The 20,338-nt window shown below is 59.8% G+C and carries 16 protein-coding genes, 2 tRNA genes and 1 pseudogene; 7 read left to right on the top strand and 12 right to left on the bottom strand.

Going from position 1 to position 20,338, the window contains the following annotated elements:
• Positions 1-96: 96 nt before the first annotated feature.
• Both pncB and nadE read left to right on the top strand, forming a co-directional pair.
• A complete protein-coding gene (gene pncB, locus PVV54_RS02780; RefSeq protein WP_274908495.1) occupies positions 97-1,302 on the top strand; it encodes a nicotinate phosphoribosyltransferase in 1,206 nt (401 codons plus the stop codon).
• Between the two features lie 3 nt (positions 1,303-1,305).
• The gene (nadE, locus tag PVV54_RS02775; RefSeq protein WP_274908494.1) at positions 1,306-2,133 is read left to right on the top strand and encodes an ammonia-dependent NAD(+) synthetase; all 828 of its coding nucleotides are present in this window, start codon (positions 1,306-1,308) and stop codon (positions 2,131-2,133) included.
• A 68-nt stretch (positions 2,134-2,201) separates the two neighbouring features.
• On the opposite strand, the gene azu is transcribed toward nadE, so the two are convergent.
• The gene (gene azu, locus PVV54_RS02770) at positions 2,202-2,651 is read right to left on the bottom strand and encodes an azurin (protein WP_016501867.1); all 450 of its coding nucleotides are present in this window, start codon (positions 2,649-2,651) and stop codon (positions 2,202-2,204) included.
• A gap of 346 nt (positions 2,652-2,997) precedes the next feature.
• On the opposite strand from azu, the gene PVV54_RS02765 reads away from it, so the two are divergent.
• Positions 2,998-3,585, top strand: coding sequence for an LOG family protein (locus PVV54_RS02765; RefSeq protein ID WP_274908493.1), 588 nt, complete (start codon positions 2,998-3,000; stop codon positions 3,583-3,585).
• A gap of 120 nt (positions 3,586-3,705) precedes the next feature.
• Here the strand turns inward: PVV54_RS02765 and PVV54_RS02760 are convergent, their stop codons facing one another.
• From PVV54_RS02760 to rnr, 8 genes are all read right to left on the bottom strand, one after another.
• The gene (locus tag PVV54_RS02760; protein WP_274908492.1) at positions 3,706-6,006 is read right to left on the bottom strand and encodes a YgiQ family radical SAM protein; all 2,301 of its coding nucleotides are present in this window, start codon (positions 6,004-6,006) and stop codon (positions 3,706-3,708) included.
• 108 nt (positions 6,007-6,114) lie between these two features.
• Positions 6,115-7,512 carry a replicative DNA helicase gene (dnaB, locus tag PVV54_RS02755; RefSeq protein ID WP_274908491.1) on the bottom strand — a complete coding sequence of 466 codons (1,398 nt, stop codon included), beginning with the start codon at positions 7,510-7,512 and terminating at the stop codon, positions 6,115-6,117.
• Between the two features lie 111 nt (positions 7,513-7,623).
• Positions 7,624-8,070: a 50S ribosomal protein L9 gene (gene rplI, locus PVV54_RS02750; protein WP_003249568.1), complete on the bottom strand. Its 447-nt coding sequence runs from the start codon at positions 8,068-8,070 to the stop codon at positions 7,624-7,626.
• A gap of 20 nt (positions 8,071-8,090) precedes the next feature.
• A complete protein-coding gene (locus PVV54_RS02745) occupies positions 8,091-8,954 on the bottom strand; it encodes a hypothetical protein (protein ID WP_274908490.1) in 864 nt (287 codons plus the stop codon).
• 33 nt (positions 8,955-8,987) lie between these two features.
• Entirely contained in the window at positions 8,988-9,218 is a 231-nt protein-coding gene (gene rpsR, locus PVV54_RS02740) for a 30S ribosomal protein S18 (protein ID WP_003249563.1), read from the bottom strand.
• Between the two features lie 28 nt (positions 9,219-9,246).
• Positions 9,247-9,672, bottom strand: coding sequence for a 30S ribosomal protein S6 (rpsF, locus tag PVV54_RS02735; protein WP_013974420.1), 426 nt, complete (start codon positions 9,670-9,672; stop codon positions 9,247-9,249).
• A 257-nt stretch (positions 9,673-9,929) separates the two neighbouring features.
• A complete protein-coding gene (rlmB, locus tag PVV54_RS02730) occupies positions 9,930-10,676 on the bottom strand; it encodes a 23S rRNA (guanosine(2251)-2'-O)-methyltransferase RlmB (protein WP_274908489.1) in 747 nt (248 codons plus the stop codon).
• The gene (rnr, locus tag PVV54_RS02725; RefSeq protein WP_274908488.1) at positions 10,673-13,252 is read right to left on the bottom strand and encodes a ribonuclease R; all 2,580 of its coding nucleotides are present in this window, start codon (positions 13,250-13,252) and stop codon (positions 10,673-10,675) included. Before rnr ends, rlmB begins: the two co-directional genes overlap by 4 nt.
• A 271-nt stretch (positions 13,253-13,523) precedes the next feature.
• Between rnr and PVV54_RS02720 the strand changes: the two genes are divergently transcribed.
• From PVV54_RS02720 to PVV54_RS02705, 4 genes are all read left to right on the top strand, one after another.
• A tRNA-Leu gene (locus PVV54_RS02720) sits at positions 13,524-13,610 on the top strand.
• A gap of 85 nt (positions 13,611-13,695) precedes the next feature.
• A tRNA-Leu gene (locus PVV54_RS02715) sits at positions 13,696-13,782 on the top strand.
• A 157-nt stretch (positions 13,783-13,939) separates the two neighbouring features.
• Positions 13,940-14,953: an iron ABC transporter substrate-binding protein gene (locus PVV54_RS02710; protein ID WP_274908487.1), complete on the top strand. Its 1,014-nt coding sequence runs from the start codon at positions 13,940-13,942 to the stop codon at positions 14,951-14,953.
• Positions 14,953-16,518: an ABC transporter permease gene (locus PVV54_RS02705; RefSeq protein WP_274908486.1), complete on the top strand. Its 1,566-nt coding sequence runs from the start codon at positions 14,953-14,955 to the stop codon at positions 16,516-16,518. The genes PVV54_RS02710 and PVV54_RS02705 overlap by 1 nt, the downstream gene beginning before the upstream one ends.
• A gap of 790 nt (positions 16,519-17,308) precedes the next feature.
• On the opposite strand, the gene PVV54_RS02700 is transcribed toward PVV54_RS02705, so the two are convergent.
• The 3 genes and pseudogenes from PVV54_RS02700 to PVV54_RS02690 form a co-directional block, all read right to left on the bottom strand.
• Positions 17,309-18,292 (bottom strand): hypothetical protein, encoded by a 984-nt coding sequence (locus PVV54_RS02700; RefSeq protein WP_274908485.1) that lies wholly within the window; start codon positions 18,290-18,292, stop codon positions 17,309-17,311.
• Positions 18,293-18,303: 11 nt separating this feature from the next.
• Positions 18,304-18,792, bottom strand: coding sequence for an Hcp family type VI secretion system effector (locus tag PVV54_RS02695; protein ID WP_274908484.1), 489 nt, complete (start codon positions 18,790-18,792; stop codon positions 18,304-18,306).
• Positions 18,793-19,326: 534 nt separating this feature from the next.
• Positions 19,327-20,291: pseudogene (locus PVV54_RS02690) on the bottom strand (IS110 family transposase).
• Positions 20,292-20,338 lie beyond the last annotated feature (47 nt).

Genomic DNA, 20,338 nt, shown 5'->3' with positions numbered 1-20,338 from the left:
GTAGGAGCGGATTTATCCGCGATAGGGCCAGCACACCCCCAACAACCGCCAAAGACTGGCACAATGTCCACCAAACGCCGCTTCCGGAGCCCCTAGATGAGCGAGAGCGCATTCGCCGAGCGCATCGTGCACAACCTGCTCGACACAGACTTCTACAAACTCACCATGATGCAGGCCGTGCTGCACAACTACCCGGACGCCGACGTGGAATGGGAGTTCCGCTGCCGTAATGGCGAGGACCTGCGCCCCTACCTCGACGAGATCCGCCATCAGCTCGACCTGCTCAGCGAACTCACGCTGGACGCCGGCCAACTGGCCTTCCTCGAACGCATCAGCTTCCTCAAACCTGACTTCCTGCGCTTTCTCGGCCTGTTCCGCTTCAACTTGCGCTATGTACGCATCGGTATCGAGAACGATCAGCTGATCCTGCGCCTGAAAGGCCCTTGGCTGCATGTGATGCTGTTTGAAGTGCCACTGCTTGCGATCATCAGCGAAGTACGCAACCGCCACCTTCACCCGCGCATGCGCCTGGCAGAGGCGCGCGACCAGCTGTATCGCAAGTTCGACTGGCTGCGTGCCCACGCCAACGAAGACGAGCTGGCCGAGCTGCAGGTAGCGGACTTCGGCACCCGACGACGCTTCTCCAGCCGCGTGCAGGAAGAGGTGGTGCGGGTGCTACGCGATGACTTCCCCGCGCGCTTCGTAGGTACCAGCAACGTCAACCTGGCATGGAAACTGGATATCAAGCCCTTGGGCACCATGGCTCACGAGTGGCTCATGGCGCACCAGCAACTCGGCCCCCGGCTGATCGACAGCCAGATCGCCGCACTGGACTGCTGGGTGCGCGAGTACCGTGGCCTGCTCGGCATCGCCCTGACCGATTGCATCACAATGGATGCGTTTCTCAGCGATTTCGACCTGTACTTCGCCAAGCTGTTCGACGGCCTGCGTCACGACTCAGGTGAACCCGTGGCCTGGGCCGAGAAGGCCATCGCCCACTACCAGAAGCTGGGTATCGACCCGATGACCAAAACCCTGGTGTTCTCCGATGGCTTGAACCTCACCCGGTCACTGGAGATCTTCCGTGCCCTGCGCGGGCGCATCAATGTGAGCTTTGGCATTGGCACCAACCTCACCTGCGACATCCCTGGTGTGGCGCCGATGAACATCGTGCTTAAAATGACCGACTGCAACGGCTCGCCAGTGGCGAAAATCTCGGACGAAGCCGCCAAGACCCAATGCCGTGACGAAAATTTCGTCCGCTACCTGCGTCACGTATTCAAAGTTCCCAGCAAGGAGTAACCCATGCAAGCCGTTCAGCAAGAGATTGCCCAGGCGCTCAAGGTGCAGCCGCCGTTCGCCGACGCCGCCGCGCTGGAAGCCGAAGTCGCCCGGCGCGTGGCGTTCATCAAGCATTGCCTGGCCAACGCCCGGCTCAAGACGCTGGTGCTGGGCATCAGCGGCGGCGTCGATTCCATGACCGCCGCCCTGCTTGCCCAGCGTGCCATCAACGAACTGCGCACTGACACCGGCGACCAGGCATACCGCTTCATTGCAGTACGCCTGCCGTATCAGGTACAGCATGACGAGCACGATGCCCAGGCGTGCCTGGAAGTGATCAGGGCCGATGAAGTGCACACGATCGACATTGCCCCGGCGGTACGTGCGCTGGCGCTCGAAGTGAAGGCACTGGAAGGCGGTTCGCCGACGCTGGTCGACTTCGTGGTAGGCAACACCAAGGCGCGTATGCGCATGGTGGCCCAGTACACCATCGCCGGCGCCCGCGCAGGGTTGGTGATCGGGACTGACCATGCCGCGGAAGCGGTGATGGGCTTCTTTACCAAGTTCGGTGATGGTGCGTGCGACCTGGCACCGCTGAGCGGGCTGGTGAAGAATCAAGTTCGGGCGATAGCGCGTAGCTTTGGTGCACCGCAAGCGCTGGTGGAAAAGGTGCCGACTGCGGATCTGGAAGACCTCGCGCCTGGCAAGCCGGACGAGGCGTCACATGGCGTGACTTACGCGCAGATCGATGCGTTCCTGCATGGGTTGCCGGTTGAGCAGGAGGCGTTCGACATTATCGTGGCGACTTACCGCAAGACGCAGCACAAGCGTGAACTGCCGTTTGCGCCGTGATCAGGTTATAGAAAGACCTGTGGGCGCGGCGGTTCGCCGCTCCCACAGGGTTCAGCGTCAGCCTTCGTTTACTTGACGACGACCTTGCCCTTCATCATCGAGATGTGCCCCGGGAAGGTGCAGAAGAAGCTGTAATCGCCACCGGCTTCCAGCTTGGAAGTGTCGAACTTCACTTCGGTTTCTTTCTCAGGCGCGCCGATCATCGCGGTGTGGGCGATGATGTTGGCGTTGTCTTCCTTCAAATAGCCTTTGTCGATGCCTTGGGTCATGCCTTCGGTGGCAATGCCCTGCATGTCGGCAGTCTTGCTGATCACCAGGTTATGGCCCATGACGTTTTTCGGCAGGTTGCCGGAGTGGGTCAGCTTGACAGTGAACTCTTTGCAGCTCTTGTCGACGGTAAATTCCTTCGTGGTGTAGGACATCTGGTCCGTCGATTCGACAGTCACCGAGCACTCGGCAGCGAAGACAGAGGCGCTGGCGAGGGTCAGCAGGGATACCGCTACAGCTTTCGCAAACATCATGAATCTCCTTGGCAGGGTTTATCAATTGCGAGACTGCCTGAAACCCTTGCCCCCCTCGCTGATATGCGTCAAAGGGGTGTCAAGTGGCCAGCCAGTAGAATTGTTCAATCGATTGTATACAAACAATCCAAGGGCACATCATGCCCTTTTAATAGACGATGGGACAACCTCTCATTTAGGAGCAACTGCAATGTCCCTTTCAAGTTTCATGAACAGCCTGCTCGCTGCCTATGCTCACGGCGCTACCGGCGCCGCGTGCGAGTTCTCCCGCCCGGAGTGAACACCCCTTGGAACCGGCAGGCATCGGCCTTACCCTGTGCACGCATGTGACTGGAGATGAGCAATGCCTGTACGTTCCGTTTGTGTGTTCTGCGGCGCCAGTGTCGGCGCCAACCCTGCTTACCGCGAAGCGGCCGTTGCACTGGGCCAAGCCATCGCTCGCCGTGGGCTGACATTGGTTTACGGTGGTGGCGCGGTCGGCCTGATGGGCACGGTGGCCGACGCCGCCATGGCAGCCGGCGGCGAGGTGATCGGGATCATCCCTGAAAGCCTCATGAACGCTGAGATCGGCCATAAAAACCTCACTCGCCTGGAGGTGGTCGACGGCATGCATGCGCGCAAGGCCCGCATGGCTGAGCTGAGCGATGCCTTCATTGCCTTGCCTGGCGGGCTGGGCACGCTGGAGGAGCTGTTCGAGGTGTGGACCTGGGGGCAACTGGGGTATCACGCCAAGCCGCTGGGGCTGCTCGACGTCAACGGCTTCTATGAGAAGCTCGGCGGGTTCCTGGACCATATCGTCGAGGAAGGCTTTGTGCGGCCGCAACATCGGGCGATGTTGCTGCTGGGCGAGCAGGCGGATGAGCTGCTGGACGGGATGGAACGGTTTGAATCACCGGTTGTGCCGAAGTGGGTCGACAAGAAGCCTGACTGACGCTGCTATGGGGCTGCTTTGCAGCCCATCGCGGATGAATCCGCTCCTACAAAGGTGAACACGCTCGGGTAGGAGCGGCTTTAGCCGCGATGGGCTGCAAAGCAGCCCCAAATGGACCAATTAGCGCGGAATGACAGGCTGGCGTGGCTTCTTGCCCTTGCCACCACCCTTGGCCGCTTCCTTACGCTCCTTGGCCGCCTGCTGGTTGCGCGCAAACGCCTCAGCCTTGGCCTTCTCACGCTTGTCCCACGGCTTGCTGCCATCGCTGGCGCGCGGTGGCAGGCCAGTGTGCTGGGTAAGAATTTTTTGGTCCTTGCCCACCTTGTGGCTGCCAGCCGGGGTCGAGTTCTTGCGGCGAGCGCTCTGGTAGCTGTCGGTCTGCGGCTGGTGCAGCGGAATCAGCTGGTGTTTGCCCGGGCCAATCAGGTCGGCGCGGCCCATGCGTTCCAAGGCCTCACGCAGCATCGGCCAGCCTTTCGGGTCGTGGTAGCGCAGGAACGCCTTGTGCAGGCGGCGCTGTTCCTCGCTCTTGACGATTTCCACGCCTTCGCTCTTGTACGTAACCTTGCGCAGCGGGTTCTTGCCCGAGTGATACATGGCCGTGGCCGAGGCCATCGGCGACGGGTAGAACGCCTGCACCTGGTCGGCACGGAAGCCGTTACCCTTAAGCCACAGGGCCAGGTTCATCATGTCTTCGTCAGTGGTGCCCGGGTGCGCGGCGATGAAGTACGGGATCAGGTACTGCTCCTTGCCCGCTTCTTTCGAGAACTTCTCGAACATGCGCTTGAAGCGGTCGTAGGTGCCGATACCCGGCTTCATCATTTTGTCCAGCGGGCCACGCTCGGTGTGCTCCGGGGCAATCTTCAGGTAGCCGCCAACGTGGTGGGTTACCAACTCCTTGACGTATTCCGGCGACTCTACCGCCAGGTCGTAGCGCAGGCCCGAAGCGATCAGGATCTTCTTCACACCCGGCAAGGCGCGGGCCTTGCGGTACAGTTCGATCAGCGAGCTGTGGTCGGTGTTGAGGTTTTCGCAAATGCCGGGGAACACGCAGGACGGCTTGCGGCAGTGCTTCTCGATATCGTGGCTCTTGCACGCGATGCGGTACATGTTCGCGGTCGGGCCACCAAGGTCGGACACCACGCCGGTAAAGCCTGGCACCTTGTCGCGCATCTCCTCGATCTCGTTGAGGATCGACTCGTGGGAGCGGTTCTGAATGATGCGGCCTTCGTGCTCTGTGATCGAGCAGAAGGTGCAACCACCGAAGCAGCCACGCATGATGTTCACCGAGAAGCGGATCATCTCGTAGGCCGGGATGCGCTCCTTGCCATAGGCCGGGTGCGGCACACGGGCGTAAGGCATGCCGAACACGTAGTCCATTTCTTCGGTGGTCATGGGGATGGGTGGCGGGTTGAACCACACATCCACTTCGCCATGCTTTTGCACCAGTGCACGGGCGTTGCCCGGGTTGGTTTCAAGGTGCAGCACGCGGTTGGCGTGGGCATACAGCACCGGGTCGTTACGCACTTTTTCGAACGATGGCAGGCGGATCACCGATTTTTCACGGGTCACGCTCGGGCTGTCGAGGATCTGGACGACCTTGGCTTCGTTCGGGTCTTCCTGGTCGCCCTTGGCCTGCTCGATGGCACAGGCCTGGGTGTCCTGGGTGTTCACGTACGGGTTGATGATCTTGTCGACGCGGCCAGGGCGATCGATGCGCGTGGAGTCGATCTCATACCAGCCTTGCGGCGTGTCACGGCGCACGAACGCGGTGCCGCGTACGTCAGTGATGGACTCGATGCTTTCACCTTGCGACAAGCGCTGGGCCACTTCGACGATGGCCCGCTCGGCGTTGCCATACAGCAGAATGTCGGCGCTGGCATCGATCAGGATCGAATGGCGAACCTTGTCCTGCCAGTAGTCATAGTGCGCGATGCGACGCAGCGAGGCTTCGATGCCGCCGAGCACGATTGGTACGTGCTTGTAGGCTTCCTTGCAACGCTGGCTGTACACCAGGCTGGCGCGGTCCGGGCGTTTGCCGGCCAGGCCGCCCGGGGTATAGGCGTCGTCGGAGCGGATTTTCTTGTCGGCGGTGTAGCGGTTGATCATCGAGTCCATGTTGCCGGCGGCGACACCGAAGAACAGGTTCGGCTCTCCAAGCTTCATGAAGTCTTCTTTCGACTGCCAGTTCGGCTGGGCAATGATGCCCACGCGGAAGCCCTGGGCCTCCAGCAGGCGGCCGATGATGGCCATGCCGAACGACGCGTGGTCGACGTACGCATCGCCGGTCACGATGATGATGTCGCAGGAATCCCAGCCGAGCAGATCCATCTCCTGCCTGCTCATCGGCAGGAAGGGTGCTGGCCCGAAGCATTCGGCCCAGTACTTGGGATAGTCGTAGAGTGGTTTGGCTGCTTGCATGTCAGTGACCGGTTCTGGTGTGCAGGAAAATCGCGGGCGCGGAATATAGCACAAATTTTGACCAAATCCGACGGTGACTGTCGGATTTCTCAGGGGCCTGAAGCCCCGTTACTCGTCGTCGTCGAAGTTATACATGCCCGGCGCGAGGTTCTCGAAGCGGGTGTACTTACCGATGAACGCCAGGCGCACGAAACCGATGGGGCCGTTACGCTGCTTGCCGATGATGATTTCCGCCACACCCTTGTGTTCGGTCTCCGGGTGGTACACCTCGTCCCGGTACACGAACATGATCACGTCGGCGTCCTGCTCGATTGCACCCGATTCACGCAAGTCGGAGTTGACCGGGCGTTTGTTGGGCCGCTGTTCAAGGGAGCGGTTCAGCTGCGACAGGGCAATGACCGGGCAGTTGAATTCCTTGGCCAGGGCCTTGAGCGAGCGGGAAATCTCGGAAATTTCGTTGGTACGGTTGTCGCCCGCCGACCCAGGGATCTGCATCAGCTGCAGGTAGTCGACCATGATCATCGCGATTTCGCCATGCTCACGGGCCAGGCGGCGGGTACGTGCGCGCATTTCAGACGGGCTGATACCGGCGGTATCGTCAATGAACAGCTTGCGGTCATTGAGCAGGTTCACTGCCGAGGTCAACCGCGGCCAGTCGTCATCGTCGAGCTGGCCGGAACGCACCTTGGTCTGGTCGATGCGGCCAAGCGACGAAAGCATACGCATGATCAGCGATTCACCTGGCATCTCGAGGGAGAACACCAATACCGCTTTGTCGGTACGCAACACGGCGTTTTCCACCAGGTTCATGGCGAAGGTGGTTTTACCCATCGACGGACGGCCCGCGACGATGATCAGGTCGGCAGCCTGCAAGCCGCTGGTTTTCTCGTCCAGGTCGGTAAAGCCGGTGGAGACACCGGTAATGTCACTGTCGGAATTGAACAGCGTGTCGATACGGTCGATGGCCAGGGTCAACAGTTCGTTGACACCCACCGGGCCACCGGTTTTTGGCCGGGCCTCGGCGATCTGGAAAATCTGCCGCTCAGCGTCGTCGAGGATCTCTGCGGCGTTGCGCCCTTGCGGGTTGAAGGCGTTGTCGGCAATGTCGGTACTGATGCTGATCAGTTGGCGCAGCGTGGCGCGCTCGCGAATGATCGCGGCGTACGCCTTGATGTTGGCCACCGACGGCGTGTTCTTGGCCAGCTCGGCCAAGTAGGCCAGGCCACCGACCTGGGTAGATACGCCTTCCTTGTCCAACTGTTCGTGCAGGGTTACCACATCAAACGGTTGGTTGGCGTCCGCAAGCTTCTGTACGGCGCGGAAGATCAGGCGGTGGTCATGCCGATAGAAGTCGCCATCCGAAACCTGGTCCAGCACCCGCTCCCAGGCACTGTTTTCCAGCATCAGGCCACCGAGCACGGCCTGTTCGGCCTCGATGGAATGCGGCGGCACCTTCAGGGCAGCGGTCTGCAGGTCGAGCTGTTCGGGGTTGGTGATCTCGTTCATGGCCACGAAAGAATTCTGGAGGATGAAAAAGACAAAGGGCACGGCCTGTAAAACAGGACCGTGCCCGATGTTAACCGGCTATCCCGAAAGGGACCAGCCGATCAGCGCAGCTTAGGCAGCTACGACAACCACACGTACGGTGGCTTCAACGTCGCTGTGCAGGTGCACGGCTACGTCGTATTCGCCAACCTGACGGATGGTGCCGTTCGGCAGACGAACTTCAGCTTTGGCCACTTCAACGCCGGAGGCGGTCAGGGCGTCAGCGATGTCGTGGGTGCCGATCGAACCGAACAGCTTGCCTTCGTCGCCAGCGGTGGCAGTGATGGTCACTTCCAGCTCGGCCAGTTGGGCAGCGCGGCTTTCAGCCGAAGCTTTCTTGTCAGCGGCGGCTTTTTCCAGCTCGGCGCGACGCTCTTCGAATGCAGCCAGGTTAGCGGCGTTGGCAACGGTGGCCTTGCCGAATGGCAGCAGGAAGTTACGGCCGTAACCAGCCTTAACTTTTACTTTGTCGCCCAGGTTGCCCAGGTTAGCGACTTTTTCCAGCAGGATCAGTTCCATTTGGTAAAACCTCTTAACTTTTAACCTTCACCGTTCGCGGAATCATCCCCCTGAGGGGATTTGCGACCGCGAAAATCAATCAGGCTGTCGACAATGGCCAAAACCACGAGTAACGGATAAATCAGCTGCATGATCAGCGGCAACGTCACGTACATGCCCACCAGCCAGAAACCGGCCAGTCGCCCCTGTGCCACCAGCCCATGCATCAAAGCGATGCCGGCCAGCACCAGAACCAGGCTTGATGCCGATGCCAGGATGATGAACTGCGTCCCGATGAACGGGGCCACCACCATCACTGCCACCAAGACCGCCATGGTCTGCTTTGGCAACCTCAGCGCGCGAAATTCGCGGCCGAAGCCTCCAGGGTTGTACAACGCTGCCTGCCAGTAGCGCGCCAGCACCAAGGCCAGCACACTGAACAATTGCACTGTCACTGCCGTTGAAGCGACCAGCACAGGGCGGATCAGCTCATCGGAGAGCACCGGTTGCCCTTCGATCTTCGGCATGGCTTCGGCAAATGCCTTGGCCAGCACATCAAAGGTCTGGGCCAATGCCTGGTCGAGCACGAGGCTGAAAGCCACGGCAAAGACAGCACTGGCTACCAACACACGACTCCAGGGTTGCTCGGCACGCAACATGGCGGCCAGGCCCAAGGCACCCGCGATCACCATGAAGGTGATGGGGTCGCCCATGAACCATACGGCCAGCCCGGCCAGCAGGCCGCCGGCGATGACCGTTGAAGCATTCCTGAAACCATGCCGCAGCAGCACAAGGCTACCGGCGGCGGCACTCAACCAGAACAGCAGCGGCAATACCGCGCTGATGACCACCACCAGGGTGGCCTGCACACGACCGCGCATGATGAAACTTGCCAACGCTCGCATGCTTATCCCTTACTACTTGTCGACGACCCGGTCTCAGCGGCCGTGGCTGTCGGTGTAGGGCAGCAGGGCCAGGAAGCGGGCGCGCTTGATAGCGGTAGCCAGCTGACGCTGATAACGAGCTTTGGTACCGGTGATACGGCTTGGAACGATCTTGCCGGTTTCGGATACGTAAGCTTTCAGGGTGTTGAGATCTTTGAAGTCGATCTCTTTCACGTCTTCAGCAGTGAAGCGGCAGAATTTACGACGACGGAAGAAACGTGCCATTTAATAGGCTCCTCTAAAGGTCCGTGGATTACTCGTCAGCGTTATCGCTGGAGTCGCTGTCATTGCTGTCGTCGCCGTCGGCGGATTCAGCATGCTCAGGACGCTCACGACGCTCACGGCGCTCGCTGCGGTTCTCTTCAGCCTTCAGCATCTCGGACTGGCCGGTAACGGCTTCGTCGCGACGGATGACCAGGTTACGGATAACGGCATCGTTGTAGCGGAAGTTGTCTTCCAGCTCGGCCAGGGCCTTGCCGGTGCACTCAACGTTCAGCATCACGTAGTGAGCCTTGTGAACATTGTTGATTGCGTAGGCCAGCTGACGACGGCCCCAGTCTTCCAGGCGGTGGATCTTGCCACCATCTTCTTCGATCAGCTTGGTGTAACGCTCAACCATGCCGCCGACTTGCTCGCTCTGGTCCGGGTGAACCAGGAAGATGATTTCGTAATGACGCATGAATGCTCCTTACGGGTTAGTAGTCTGCCAGCGAATCTGGTCAGACAAGGAGTGAATGACACTGTATGTCTTGCACGGAGGGGAGGCACATACGCGCCTGCCAGCTCGGCAAGGGGCGCAATTGTAGAGAAGGCGGGGCCTACAAGCAAGGCAATTGGCGAATATTTGAACAGCCTGAAACATATTGGCGACCGCGTCGCCTGTATCGCGGATGAATCCGCTCCTACACGATTTGTGCAGGAGCGGATTTGTCCGGATCAGCGCTTGGCTTGACGTTGGCGCACGGCCTCGAACAGGCAAACGCCGGTCGCCACAGAAACGTTCAGGCTGCTCACGCTACCGCCCATCGGCAACTTCACCAGAAAATCACAGTGCTCGCGGGTCAGGCGGCGCATGCCCTTCCCTTCTGCACCCATGATCATCACCAGCGGGCCGGTGAGGTCTTGCTGGTAAATTTCCTGCTCGGCCTCGCCGGCGGTACCAACCACCCAAAGCCCGCGCTGCTGCAACTTCTCCAGCGTGCGCGCCAGATTGGTCACGGCCACCAGCGGGATCACTTCCGCGGCGCCGCAAGCCACCTTGCGCACGACCGGCGTCAGGGTCGCCGACTTGTCCTTGGGCACCACCACCGCCGTGGCACCGGCAGCATCGGCGGTACGCAGGCAAGCGCCAAGGTTGTGCGGGTCGGTGACGCCATCGAGCACCAGGATCAGCGGCGGGGTTTCGGTGCGATCAAGCAGCTCTTCGAGCATCAGTTCACCCCACACCTGGCTCGGGCTCACCTCGGCAACCACGCCTTGGTGCACGCCCTCGACCCAGGCATCCAGCTCTTTGCGCTCAGCCTGGCCGACCGGCACGCGGTTCTCCGCGGCCAGCGCCAGCAGAGCCTGCACGCGAGGTTCGCTACGCCCTTCCGACAGCCAGATCTGCTTGACCCGCTTGGGGTGATGCTGCAGCAAGGCCTGCACAGCGTGCACGCCGTAGATTTTTTCCAGCTGACTCATGACTGTTTCTTGCTCTTGCGTGGCGCGCCGGACTTCGACGGGCCTTTACGGTGCTTGGTCGGCTTGCCGGAAGGCTTGGCGCCTTTTTCCGACTTGCTGCCGGCGTGGCCGCCAGTGCGCGCCTCGCTCATCAGCGCCTTCTTCATTTCGCGGCTCTTGCGCACTTCGGCGTTACGCTGCACGGCGTCTTTCGGGAAGTACGCTTCGGCGGTTTCGCTCTTGCGGCTGCGTGGCTTCGGCGTTGCCTTGGCTTGCACTTCCGGTTGCGGCTCGGCCTGCTCCGGAGCAGCAGCGGCGCCACGCCCCTTGCGGCCAATCGGCGCGCTGAGCTGCTGCTGGGACACTTCGAAGTCGATCTTGCGCTCGTCAAGGTCGACGCGCATGACTTTGACTTCGATAGTGTCGCCCAGGCGGAAGCTGCGCCCGGTGCGCTCGCCCGACAAGCGGTGGTGCACAGGATCGAAGTGGTAGTAGTCGCCCGGCAGCGCACTGACGTGCACCAGGCCTTCCACATAGATGTCGGTCAGTTCGACGAACAAACCGAAGCCGGTCACTGCAGTAATCACGCCCGGGAAAGTCTCGCCGACGCGGTCTTTCATGAACTCGCACTTGAGCCAGTTGACTACGTCGCGGGTGGCCTCGTCGGCACGGCGCTCGGTCATCGAGCACTGTTCACCTAGCTGATCGAGCGTGTTTACGTCATACGGGTAGATGCGCGCCTTGGGGATGCTCATGGCGCCAGCACGCTTGACGTGCGGGGTATCGACCTTGGAACGGATGATGCTGCGGATGGCCCGATGCACCAGCAGGTCCGGGTAACGGCGGATCGGCGAGGTGAAGTGGGTATACGCCTCGTAGTTCAAACCGAAGTGGCCATTGTTGTCGGTGCTGTACACCGCCTGGCTCAGCGAACGCAGCATCACGGTCTGGATCAGGTGGAAGTCCGGGCGCCCTGCGATGCTCGCCAGAAGCGCCTGGTAATCCTTCGGCGACGGGTCCTTGCCCTTGTGCAGGGTCAAACCCAGCTCACCCAGGAACGCACGCAGCTTTTCCAGGCGCTCCGGCGGCGGGCCATCATGCACACGGTACAGGGCTGGCACCCCATGCTTCTGCAGGAACGCCGCGGTGGCGACGTTTGCCGCCAGCATGCATTCCTCAATCAGCTTGTGGGCATCGTTGCGCACGGTCGGGCGGATTTCCGCGATCTTGCGCTCGTCACCGAAGATGATGCGGGTTTCCTGGGTCTCGAAATCGATGGCACCGCGGGTGTGACGGGCATCAACCAGCACTTTGTAGAGGTTGTACAGGTTTTTGAGGTCCGGCAGGACTTCCTTGTACTCCTCGCGCAGCGCCTTGCCTTCGCGGGTACGGGCATGTTCGAGCATGCTGCTGACCTTGTTGTAGGTCAGGCGGGCATGAGAGTGGATCACACCTTCATAGAACTGGTAATCGACCATCTGGCCGAGCTTGTTCATGGTCATTTCACAGACCATGGCCAGCCGGTCGACGTGCGGGTTCAGCGAGCACAGGCCGTTGGACAGCTCTTCGGGGAGCATCGGCACCACGCGCTCGGGGAAGTACACCGAGTTACCGCGATTCTGTGCTTCCACGTCCAGGGCCGAGCCCAGGCGCACGTAGCTGGACACGTCTGCAATGGCCACGTACAGGCGCCACCCGCCCGAGAACAGGCGCAGCTTGCCGAGCGGTTCGCAATAAACGGCGTCGTCGAAATCGCGGGCATCCTCGCCGTCGATGGTGACGAACGGCAGATGGCGCAGGTCGACGCGCTTCTCTTTGTCTTTTTCTTCGACCTCAGAGCGGAACTTGCGCGCTTCCTTGATCACGTCTTTCGGCCAGACGTGCGGAATGTCGTAGCTGCGCAGCGCCACGTCGATTTCCATGCCCGGCGCCATGTAGTTGCCGATCACTTCGACCACATCACCCTGCGGCTGGAAGCGCGGGGTTGGCCAGTGGGTGATCTTGATTTCGACGAACTGGCCGATCTTGGCACCGCCGTTACGCCCGGCAGTCACCAGCACTTCCTGCTGGATCTTCGGGTTGTCCGGCGTTACGTAGCCGATGCCACCTTCTTCAAAGTAGCGGCCGACCACGCTTTCGTGAGCGCGGGAAATGATTTCGACCAGCACACCTTCGCGACGGCCACGGCGGTCTACGCCGGATACACGGGCCAAACCACGGTCACCGTCGAACACCAGGCGCATCTGCGAGGGGCTGAGGAACAGGTCCTCACTGCCGTCGTCAGGGATAAGGAAGCCGAAACCGTCGCGGTGGCCCGACACACGGCCACAGATCAGGTCCAGTTTATCTACCGGGGCATAAGTGCCGCGCCGGGTATAGATAAGCTGGCCGTCACGCTCCATGGCACGCAGGCGGCGGCGCAGGGCTTCGATCTGGTCTTCTTCATAAAGACCGAACTCGGCCGCCAGCTCCTCGCGTGCGGCCGGTTCGCCACGGTCGGCAAGGCGCTGCAGGATCAGCTCACGGCTGGGGATAGGGTTGTCGTATTTTTCCGCTTCGCGAGCGGCCTCGGGATCGAGGGATTGCCAATCGGCCATCAGAAGGGGTTCACCTTGGGGTATATAGATAGGAATTCTGGCATAGGCGTATTGAAACCGGAAATGTCAGCCTTGGACAGCCCCGGCAGCAAGGTCGGGGTGCGGCAATAGGCCCATGGAATCAACAAGTTGAATTTTTTGAATTTTTTTTTGATTGGGGGCTTTACAGCCCTCAGGCTCGTCCGTATAGTGCGCACCACAACGACGGACAACCCCGAAGTTGTAGTAGAGATGAACGGCGCTGTAAAGCATCTTGTAATCTCGAATGTGTGCCCAGGTGGCGGAATTGGTAGACGCGCTGGTTTCAGGTATCAGTGACCGCAAGGTCGTGGAAGTTCGAGTCTTCTCCTGGGCACCAAAATTTTCAAGTAACAGATGACCAAGGATCTGTTACTACTGTGTGAAGCGATCGATGATCGCATCAACAGATGTTGCAAAGCTTTGCCCAGGTGGCGGAATTGGTAGACGCGCTGGTTTCAGGTATCAGTGACTTAACGGTCGTGGAAGTTCGAGTCTTCTCCTGGGCACCATACAAAAACCCACTAGCTTGCTAGTGGGTTTTTTCTTGCCTGCGTTTTATTACCCCTCCCCCATTCGCCCATGAATTTCTTGTCACCCGGCCACTTGAGAAACGATTTCGTTTACCATTGTTTCCAAATATGTAGCCGTAAGCGAGGAAGTACCCGCATGACGATCCGCCCGCAACCGCTGATGCGCACCCTGGCCGCCGCTGTTCTGAGCCTGGTGATCGGCGCTCCGGCCGCCCTGGCAGACGAACCGGTCACGCTGACCATGTACAACGGCCAGCACAAAGAAATCGGCGACGCCATTGCCAAGGCCTACGAGGCCAAGACCGGCATCCACATCAATATCCGCAAGGGCAGCAGCAACCAGCTGGCCAGCCAGATCATCGAAGAAGGCGACCGCTCGCCTGCCGACATCATCTACACCGAGGAATCACCACCCCTGAACAACTTGGGTGAAGTGGGCCTGCTGGCCAAGATCGATGATGCCACCCTGAACATGATGCCCAAGGAATACGTAGGCGCCAACGGCACCTGGATGGGCATCACCGCCCGCACCCGCATCGTGGTGTTCAACCCGAAGAAAGTCGACGAAAAAGACCTGCCGACCACCGTGATGGACTTCGCGAGCCCTGAGTGGGAAGGCCGCGTCGGCTACGTGCCGACCAGCGGTGCCTTCCAGGAGCAGGCCGTGGCCATCCTGAAGATGCACGGGCGCGAAGCCACTGAAGAATGGCTGACCGGCCTCAAGGCATTCGGCAAGACCTACACCAACAACATGGTTGCCCTCAAAGCCGTCGAAAAAGGCGAAGTGGATGCCGTGCTGGTGAACAATTACTACTGGTACGCACTGGAGCGTGAGCGCGGCAAGCTGGACTCCAAGCTGTACTACCTGGCCGACGGTGATGCCGGCAACCTGGTGACCATCTCCGGTGCCGCCGTGGTCAAGGCCAGCAAGCACCCGAAAGAAGCCCAGGCCCTGCTCAACTGGATGGCCAGCGAAGAAGGCCAGCGCGTGATCACCCAGACCACCGCCGAGTACCCGCTGCACAAAGGCATGGTGTCCGACCGTGGGCTGAAGCCGTTCGAAGACCTGCGCCCGCCGAAAATTTCGCCGGCCGACCTGGGCAATGCCGAGGAAGCCATCGAACTTGAACGTGAGGTCGGTCTGCTCTGATGACTGCCGCCCTGTCCGAGCCGGTGCCGGTACGCTTCGTACCGCGCCGCAAGCGCCCCTCCATCTGGGTGGTGCTGCCTGTGCTTTTCCTGGTGGCAATGAGCTTGCTGCCCTTGCTGTACGTGGCCATGAAAGCCTGGGAAGCCGGCTGGCGGGAGGCTTTTCACCTGCTCTGGCGCCCGTTTGTATGGGGCCTGATGCGCAACACCCTGATGCTGATGGCAGGGGTGACACTGGCGTGCATGGTGGTCGGGCTGGCGCTGGCCTGGCTGTTGGAGCGCAGCAACCTGCCAGGCCGCAGGCTGTGGGGCGTGGTGCTGTGCCTGCCGTTTGCCGTGCCATCGTTTGTCAGCAGCTTCACCTGGGTTTCGCTGAGCTCGGACTTTGAAGGTTTGGGCGGGGCAATCATGGTCATGGCCCTGTCCAAATACCCGCTGGTGTTCCTGCCGGTGGCGGCCACCCTGCGCAACCTCGACACTTCGCTTGAAGAGTCGGCGCGCACGCTGGGCTGTAGCCGCTGGGGCGTGTTCGTCAAGATCACCCTGCCCTTGTTGTGGCCTTCGATCCTCGGCGGCGCGCTGTTGATCGCCCTGCACATGCTGGTCGAGTTCGGCGCACTGTCGATTCTTGGCCTGCAAACCTTCACCACGGCGATCTACCAGCAGTTCGAACTGGAGTTCAGCAACGCCAACGCGGCGATGCTCTCGGCAGTGTTGCTGGCGCTGTGCCTGCTGATGCTGTGGCTGGAGCTGCGCGTGCGCGGCAAAGCCCGCCATGTGCGCATTGGCCAGGGCGTGGCACGTCGCGGGCAACCGGTACGGCTGCGCGGCTGGATGCCGTTGGCGCAACTCTTCTGCCTGGGGCTGGCGATACTGGGTAGCGGCATTCCTTTGGCCATGCTCGGCTACTGGTTGAGCGTCGGTTCGTCCGCTGCCTTCCCGGTGGGCGCAATTGCCCAAGCTCTGCTGACTTCACTGTCGGTGTCGCTGGGAGGTGCCGGGTTCTGTGTACTGCTGGCCCTTCCGATCAGCTTCCTGGTGGTGCGCTATAAAGGCCGCCTGGCCCTATGGGCCGAACGCCTGCCTTACCTGCTGCATGCCCTGCCCGGCCTGGTAATCGCCCTGTCGCTGGTGGTGTTCTCGCTGCACTACGTGCCAGCGCTGTACCAGACCACCGCGCTGTTGCTGCTGGCCTATGCGCTGCTGTTCCTGCCACTGGCTCAGGCACCGGTGCGCACTGCGCTGAACAAGGCTTCGCCTACCCTCGAAGAAGCCGCGCGCACACTGGGCGCCAGCAGTTTCGCAGCGTTCTGCCGTGTTACCTTGCCGATCATCTTCCCGGCCATGGCGGCCGCCTTCGCACTGGTGTTCCTAGACGCCATGAAGGAACTGACCGCCACCCTGCTGCTCAGCCCGACCGGCATGACCACCTTGGCCACCGAGGTCTGGGCGCATACTGCCAACGTTGAGTTCGCGGCGGCGGCGCCGTATGCGGCGTTGTTGATTGTGGTTTCGGGGTTGCCGGTGTATCTGCTGACTACGCGGATGTATTTGAATAAGGCTTGAGAAAACGCCCCGAGCTACCATCCGGCCCGGGGCAGATTCTTGCTAATCCTTAAAAAACGCAACCAGCATTTCTCAGCCGAACTATCCCAGTCCCGCCACAACACTACCTGGCACCAAAAAACATCCAAAACTTACACCTAAACTTTCGAACAATGGCTATCGTAAAAAATATCCAACCGCCAAGCACAAACGCAGCAGACAACAAGGAAAACGCTAATATATTGAGAGCAATTAGCATCCCTTTCCACTTAATCGCAAAGCGCTCTACCTCGCCAAGATCTACCAGGACTCTAAGCGCCATCCTGGGTGGTTCGCGCTCATGATATTTGGCCTAATGATTCCTGCTGAGGTCATGGGCGCTTATGCAGTACTGCGCCCCCTTGATCAGCCTTGCAATGTAAGGCTAGCCCATACATAGATTAAACACTCAAGGAACCTTTAGAACGAAGAAAAACACAGAAAGGCCACCCCTGAAACAAACAAAATCCACCAATTCAAAACTAAGAACCCCCTCAAAAACCCAGGAAGTTTAGTTATCTGCTCAATTTCCACCAACCCCTTGCGCGCAAATATACGAGGCATAGATAACAACACTGAGACTGTGCATATCCGCATGATTTTCCCAATGAGCCCCGCGCTTGAGTACAGGCTCTTATTTCCTGACACAAACTTGCTTCTCGACAGCACGCCTTCGATTTGGTCAAGATAGCGCACACCTACAAATACAAAGAGTAGCAGCGCGACTACTCCCGTCAGTAGAAAAACCACAGTCGTCATATTCATCGCAAAATCAGTCATTGTCGTATACCGCCTCGTAAATTACCTCTCCAAACCATTCACCTGCCTCCTTGCCTTTGTCACCCCCTACGGCTCCCCCTACGAGACCACCTACAACCCCACATGCCAAGGCTCCTGCCCCGACTGTCGGAATGCCGAGTACAAATGAACACACTGTAGTCGCTGCCGCGCCTCCTAAGGCACCAAGAAGGGAGGTTCCGCCTAAACCTCCGGCCAACGCGCTTACCTCAACGTACCTAGCTCTCCTGCATTCCTCTTCACGCCCTTCAGTACATGCCTTGCGAATCGAAAGTGCGGTTGCAGTCACATCCAGCGCCAATCCAACGTACAGCCCCTTCTGAACCAAGTTGGCCGCCCTCGCCACCCCCGTCATCTTCTCGGCATACCCTTTTATCTCTCCCGCACTCAAATACCGCTTGGTCGATATCTGCAGTATCCGCTTCGTCGCACCCTGCCTGCGCAGCCCGGAACCATAAGCGGCCAACTTCCCAAGCTGCTCATCCAGCTGCATGAACAGCGCCGTGCGCTTGGCATAAAACTCATCACGCGCGCGGAGGGTGCCGCTGCCCATGTACTGTCGATGCAACTGCTCGATCTGCTCCAGCGTCTTCTCGATCGCCTTCAGGTGTTTGGCCCAGCCATCGGTGGCAATCCCCACCCCCATGGAGGCATGGGCCAACAAGCTCTGCAGCATTTCGAAGTTATCCAGCAGAAACCCGTCAACGCCGCCGCCGTTGAACACGATGTCGTGGTGAATGCTCACCGCCTTGGCCATGAGGTACGCCTCATGGCTGGTGCAGGACGGGGTACTGGGGTCGCCGACGATCACCAGCTCACCGGCGAACACCACCGTGTTGACGATGTGCGCGTTCAGCACATCGAATTTGGTGGCTTGATTGGCGTTCATCGGGGTGTTGCGCTTGAGCGTTGCGTAGTTCTGCGCGATGGGGTTGATGAAACTGCGTGCTTCGGCCATGGCGTTTTCCCTCACGCAAAGGTCTTGTTGCCGATGCGGTCCCAGCCGCCGGTGATGTTGCCGCCCCCGCTGCCATCGCGGCGCTGCTGGCGGGTGTAGGTGGTTTTGATACGGCCGTAGTCGAGCTGCACGACTTCGGTGGGTACGCCGTTGTGGGCACTTTGGGCGTAGTCGGCGATGATCACTTCTTCGAGCACCACTTCGTAGTACTTGAGTTTGTCGCCACCGGCGCGGCAGATCACCAGCTTTACCTCTTTGAGGTGCTGCCCAGTGCAACTGGCCTGGAGCAGTTTGCAGCTGGCGCTGTCGAGGTATTTGGTGAAGGTGAGATTGCTGAGGGCAATGCGCCCTGACGTGGCGCCCCCTGCGGAGCTGGCGGTGGCGGAGGTGCTTTGGCTGGTGCCGAAGGTATAGCCGAGGATTTCAATCCAGTTGGGGTACTGGGCGTCTTTGGACTCACCGGCTATTTCGGCGATTTGAAGGTAGGCGTCGAAGGCCATGGTTACTGTTCCTTGTAAACGATTGGTGAGCTGACGAGGCTAGGCCTTGGGGACAGCAGTCGCAATGGTTTCAAGGAGATCGACGCCTATTTCAGAAATTTCCTACATTTTTACTCATCCTGTTACACGCTCTGTGTAGGAGCGGCCTTGCCGGAGCGCCGGACCGGTCGGAAAGGGCCGCAGAGCGGCCCCGAAAATACCAGCGTGATGCGCAAATCTTGGGGGCGCTTCGCCCCCCTTTCCGACCGGTCCGGCGCCCCGGCAAGGCCGCTCCTAATGTATGGACTCGCCCACACTGTCTAGCTGCTTTTTGAACATAGGAACCCGGTTGCATCTATGTATCAGGCCTATTCGAGGAAGCTTTTCGCTTCTGGCCAACATCGTGGTGAGCTCGCAGTTTGCCGTTTACATTGAGGCCATAATGTTGCCGGGCCTGTAGGAGCGGAGGCATTTCTCTGCGACGGTCTTACCAAGGGGCAATGTTCACTAGCAGGGGTTGGGGCGCGCAGCGCCCCGGTGGCATTGCTCGGTTGATCAGCTGCTCATGGCAGCCTCCTCATGACCTTTCGGTTTGCGTTGATAAACCTGATCACTTTGCAGCAGTGACCAAATAATGCGCAGATTTCGATTAGCCAGTCTGATCGCCGCCTCCTTGCGCCCAAGGCGGGATAGCCAGCGCAAGAGGCGGCGATCATCTGGCTGATCGGAATCAGGCTTTAGCTGACTCAAGACAGCATGCGCGCCTTGAATCATCAAGCTGCGTATGTAGCCGTCACCTCGCTTGCTCATTCTGCCCAGCCTGATTTTGTTTCCGCTGCTGTGCTGGTCGGGCACGACACCGAAGAAAGCAGAAAACATCCGGCCACTGGCGAAGCGTGCAGGTTCTGTCTCTTTCGCCACGATCGCCGTGGCGATGATGGGGCCGACACCACGAATGGTGATCAACCGTTGTGCGACCTTATCCTCTTGGGCTGTCGCTTCGAGCCGCGCACTTAGCGTCGCAATGCGCTCACTCAGAAAGAGCCAGTCAGCTAGCAGTTCATCGAGCAACTCGCGCAACAAATCAGGCAGGGGCAAGGAGGCATCCTCAAGAGCTCGCGGTACATGTGTACTGATCGCGGTATCACCTTGGGGCATGGATACACCATGCTCAAGCAGCAAGCCACGCATCTGATTACCCAGCGCTGTATGTCGCTTGATGTTGCCGCGCCGGATACGGTGCAGCGCCTGAATAGTCAGTGCTGTGGTGCTCTTGACCGGTATCGAGGCGATGCTGCTGTCGCGACCAGCGCGCAAAATGGCATGAGCGTCGTTACGGTCGTTCTTGGCGCCACTGCGGTGCTCGGCCACGCCGTCACTGGCACCTTGAGTAGGAAATCATGGAAAGCCTGTCGGGATTTGATGCGATCTTCGTAGATCACCCGACCGGTAGCATCCTCGCCTGCTAACTGGAAGACCTGTTTGGCCAGGTCTACGCAGATGGTTGTGCAAAGCTCCACATCAGTGGAAGACAGGGAATCGTGCTTCGAACTATGCTTTTTCATGG

The organism is Pseudomonas sp. PSKL.D1, assembly GCF_028898945.1.
GTDB lineage: Bacteria > Pseudomonadota > Gammaproteobacteria > Pseudomonadales > Pseudomonadaceae > Aquipseudomonas.
The sequence above is the reverse complement of the archived record's forward strand: the minus strand, read 5'-3'. Positions and strand labels throughout refer to the sequence as shown.

Coding starts and splice junctions, on each gene's coding strand:
- pncB (WP_274908495.1), top strand. CDS start 97: ATGAGCGAGAGCGCATTCGCCGAGCGCATCGTGCACAACCTGCTCGAC.
- nadE (WP_274908494.1), top strand. CDS start 1,306: ATGCAAGCCGTTCAGCAAGAGATTGCCCAGGCGCTCAAGGTGCAGCCG.
- azu (WP_016501867.1), bottom strand. CDS start 2,651: ATGTTTGCGAAAGCTGTAGCGGTATCCCTGCTGACCCTCGCCAGCGCC.
- PVV54_RS02765 (WP_274908493.1), top strand. CDS start 2,998: ATGCCTGTACGTTCCGTTTGTGTGTTCTGCGGCGCCAGTGTCGGCGCC.
- PVV54_RS02760 (WP_274908492.1), bottom strand. CDS start 6,006: ATGCAAGCAGCCAAACCACTCTACGACTATCCCAAGTACTGGGCCGAA.
- dnaB (WP_274908491.1), bottom strand. CDS start 7,512: ATGAACGAGATCACCAACCCCGAACAGCTCGACCTGCAGACCGCTGCC.
- rplI (WP_003249568.1), bottom strand. CDS start 8,070: ATGGAACTGATCCTGCTGGAAAAAGTCGCTAACCTGGGCAACCTGGGC.
- PVV54_RS02745 (WP_274908490.1), bottom strand. CDS start 8,954: ATGCGAGCGTTGGCAAGTTTCATCATGCGCGGTCGTGTGCAGGCCACC.
- rpsR (WP_003249563.1), bottom strand. CDS start 9,218: ATGGCACGTTTCTTCCGTCGTCGTAAATTCTGCCGCTTCACTGCTGAA.
- rpsF (WP_013974420.1), bottom strand. CDS start 9,672: ATGCGTCATTACGAAATCATCTTCCTGGTTCACCCGGACCAGAGCGAG.
- rlmB (WP_274908489.1), bottom strand. CDS start 10,676: ATGAGTCAGCTGGAAAAAATCTACGGCGTGCACGCTGTGCAGGCCTTG.
- rnr (WP_274908488.1), bottom strand. CDS start 13,252: ATGGCCGATTGGCAATCCCTCGATCCCGAGGCCGCTCGCGAAGCGGAA.
- PVV54_RS02710 (WP_274908487.1), top strand. CDS start 13,940: ATGACGATCCGCCCGCAACCGCTGATGCGCACCCTGGCCGCCGCTGTT.
- PVV54_RS02705 (WP_274908486.1), top strand. CDS start 14,953: ATGACTGCCGCCCTGTCCGAGCCGGTGCCGGTACGCTTCGTACCGCGC.
- PVV54_RS02700 (WP_274908485.1), bottom strand. CDS start 18,292: ATGGCCGAAGCACGCAGTTTCATCAACCCCATCGCGCAGAACTACGCA.
- PVV54_RS02695 (WP_274908484.1), bottom strand. CDS start 18,792: ATGGCCTTCGACGCCTACCTTCAAATCGCCGAAATAGCCGGTGAGTCC.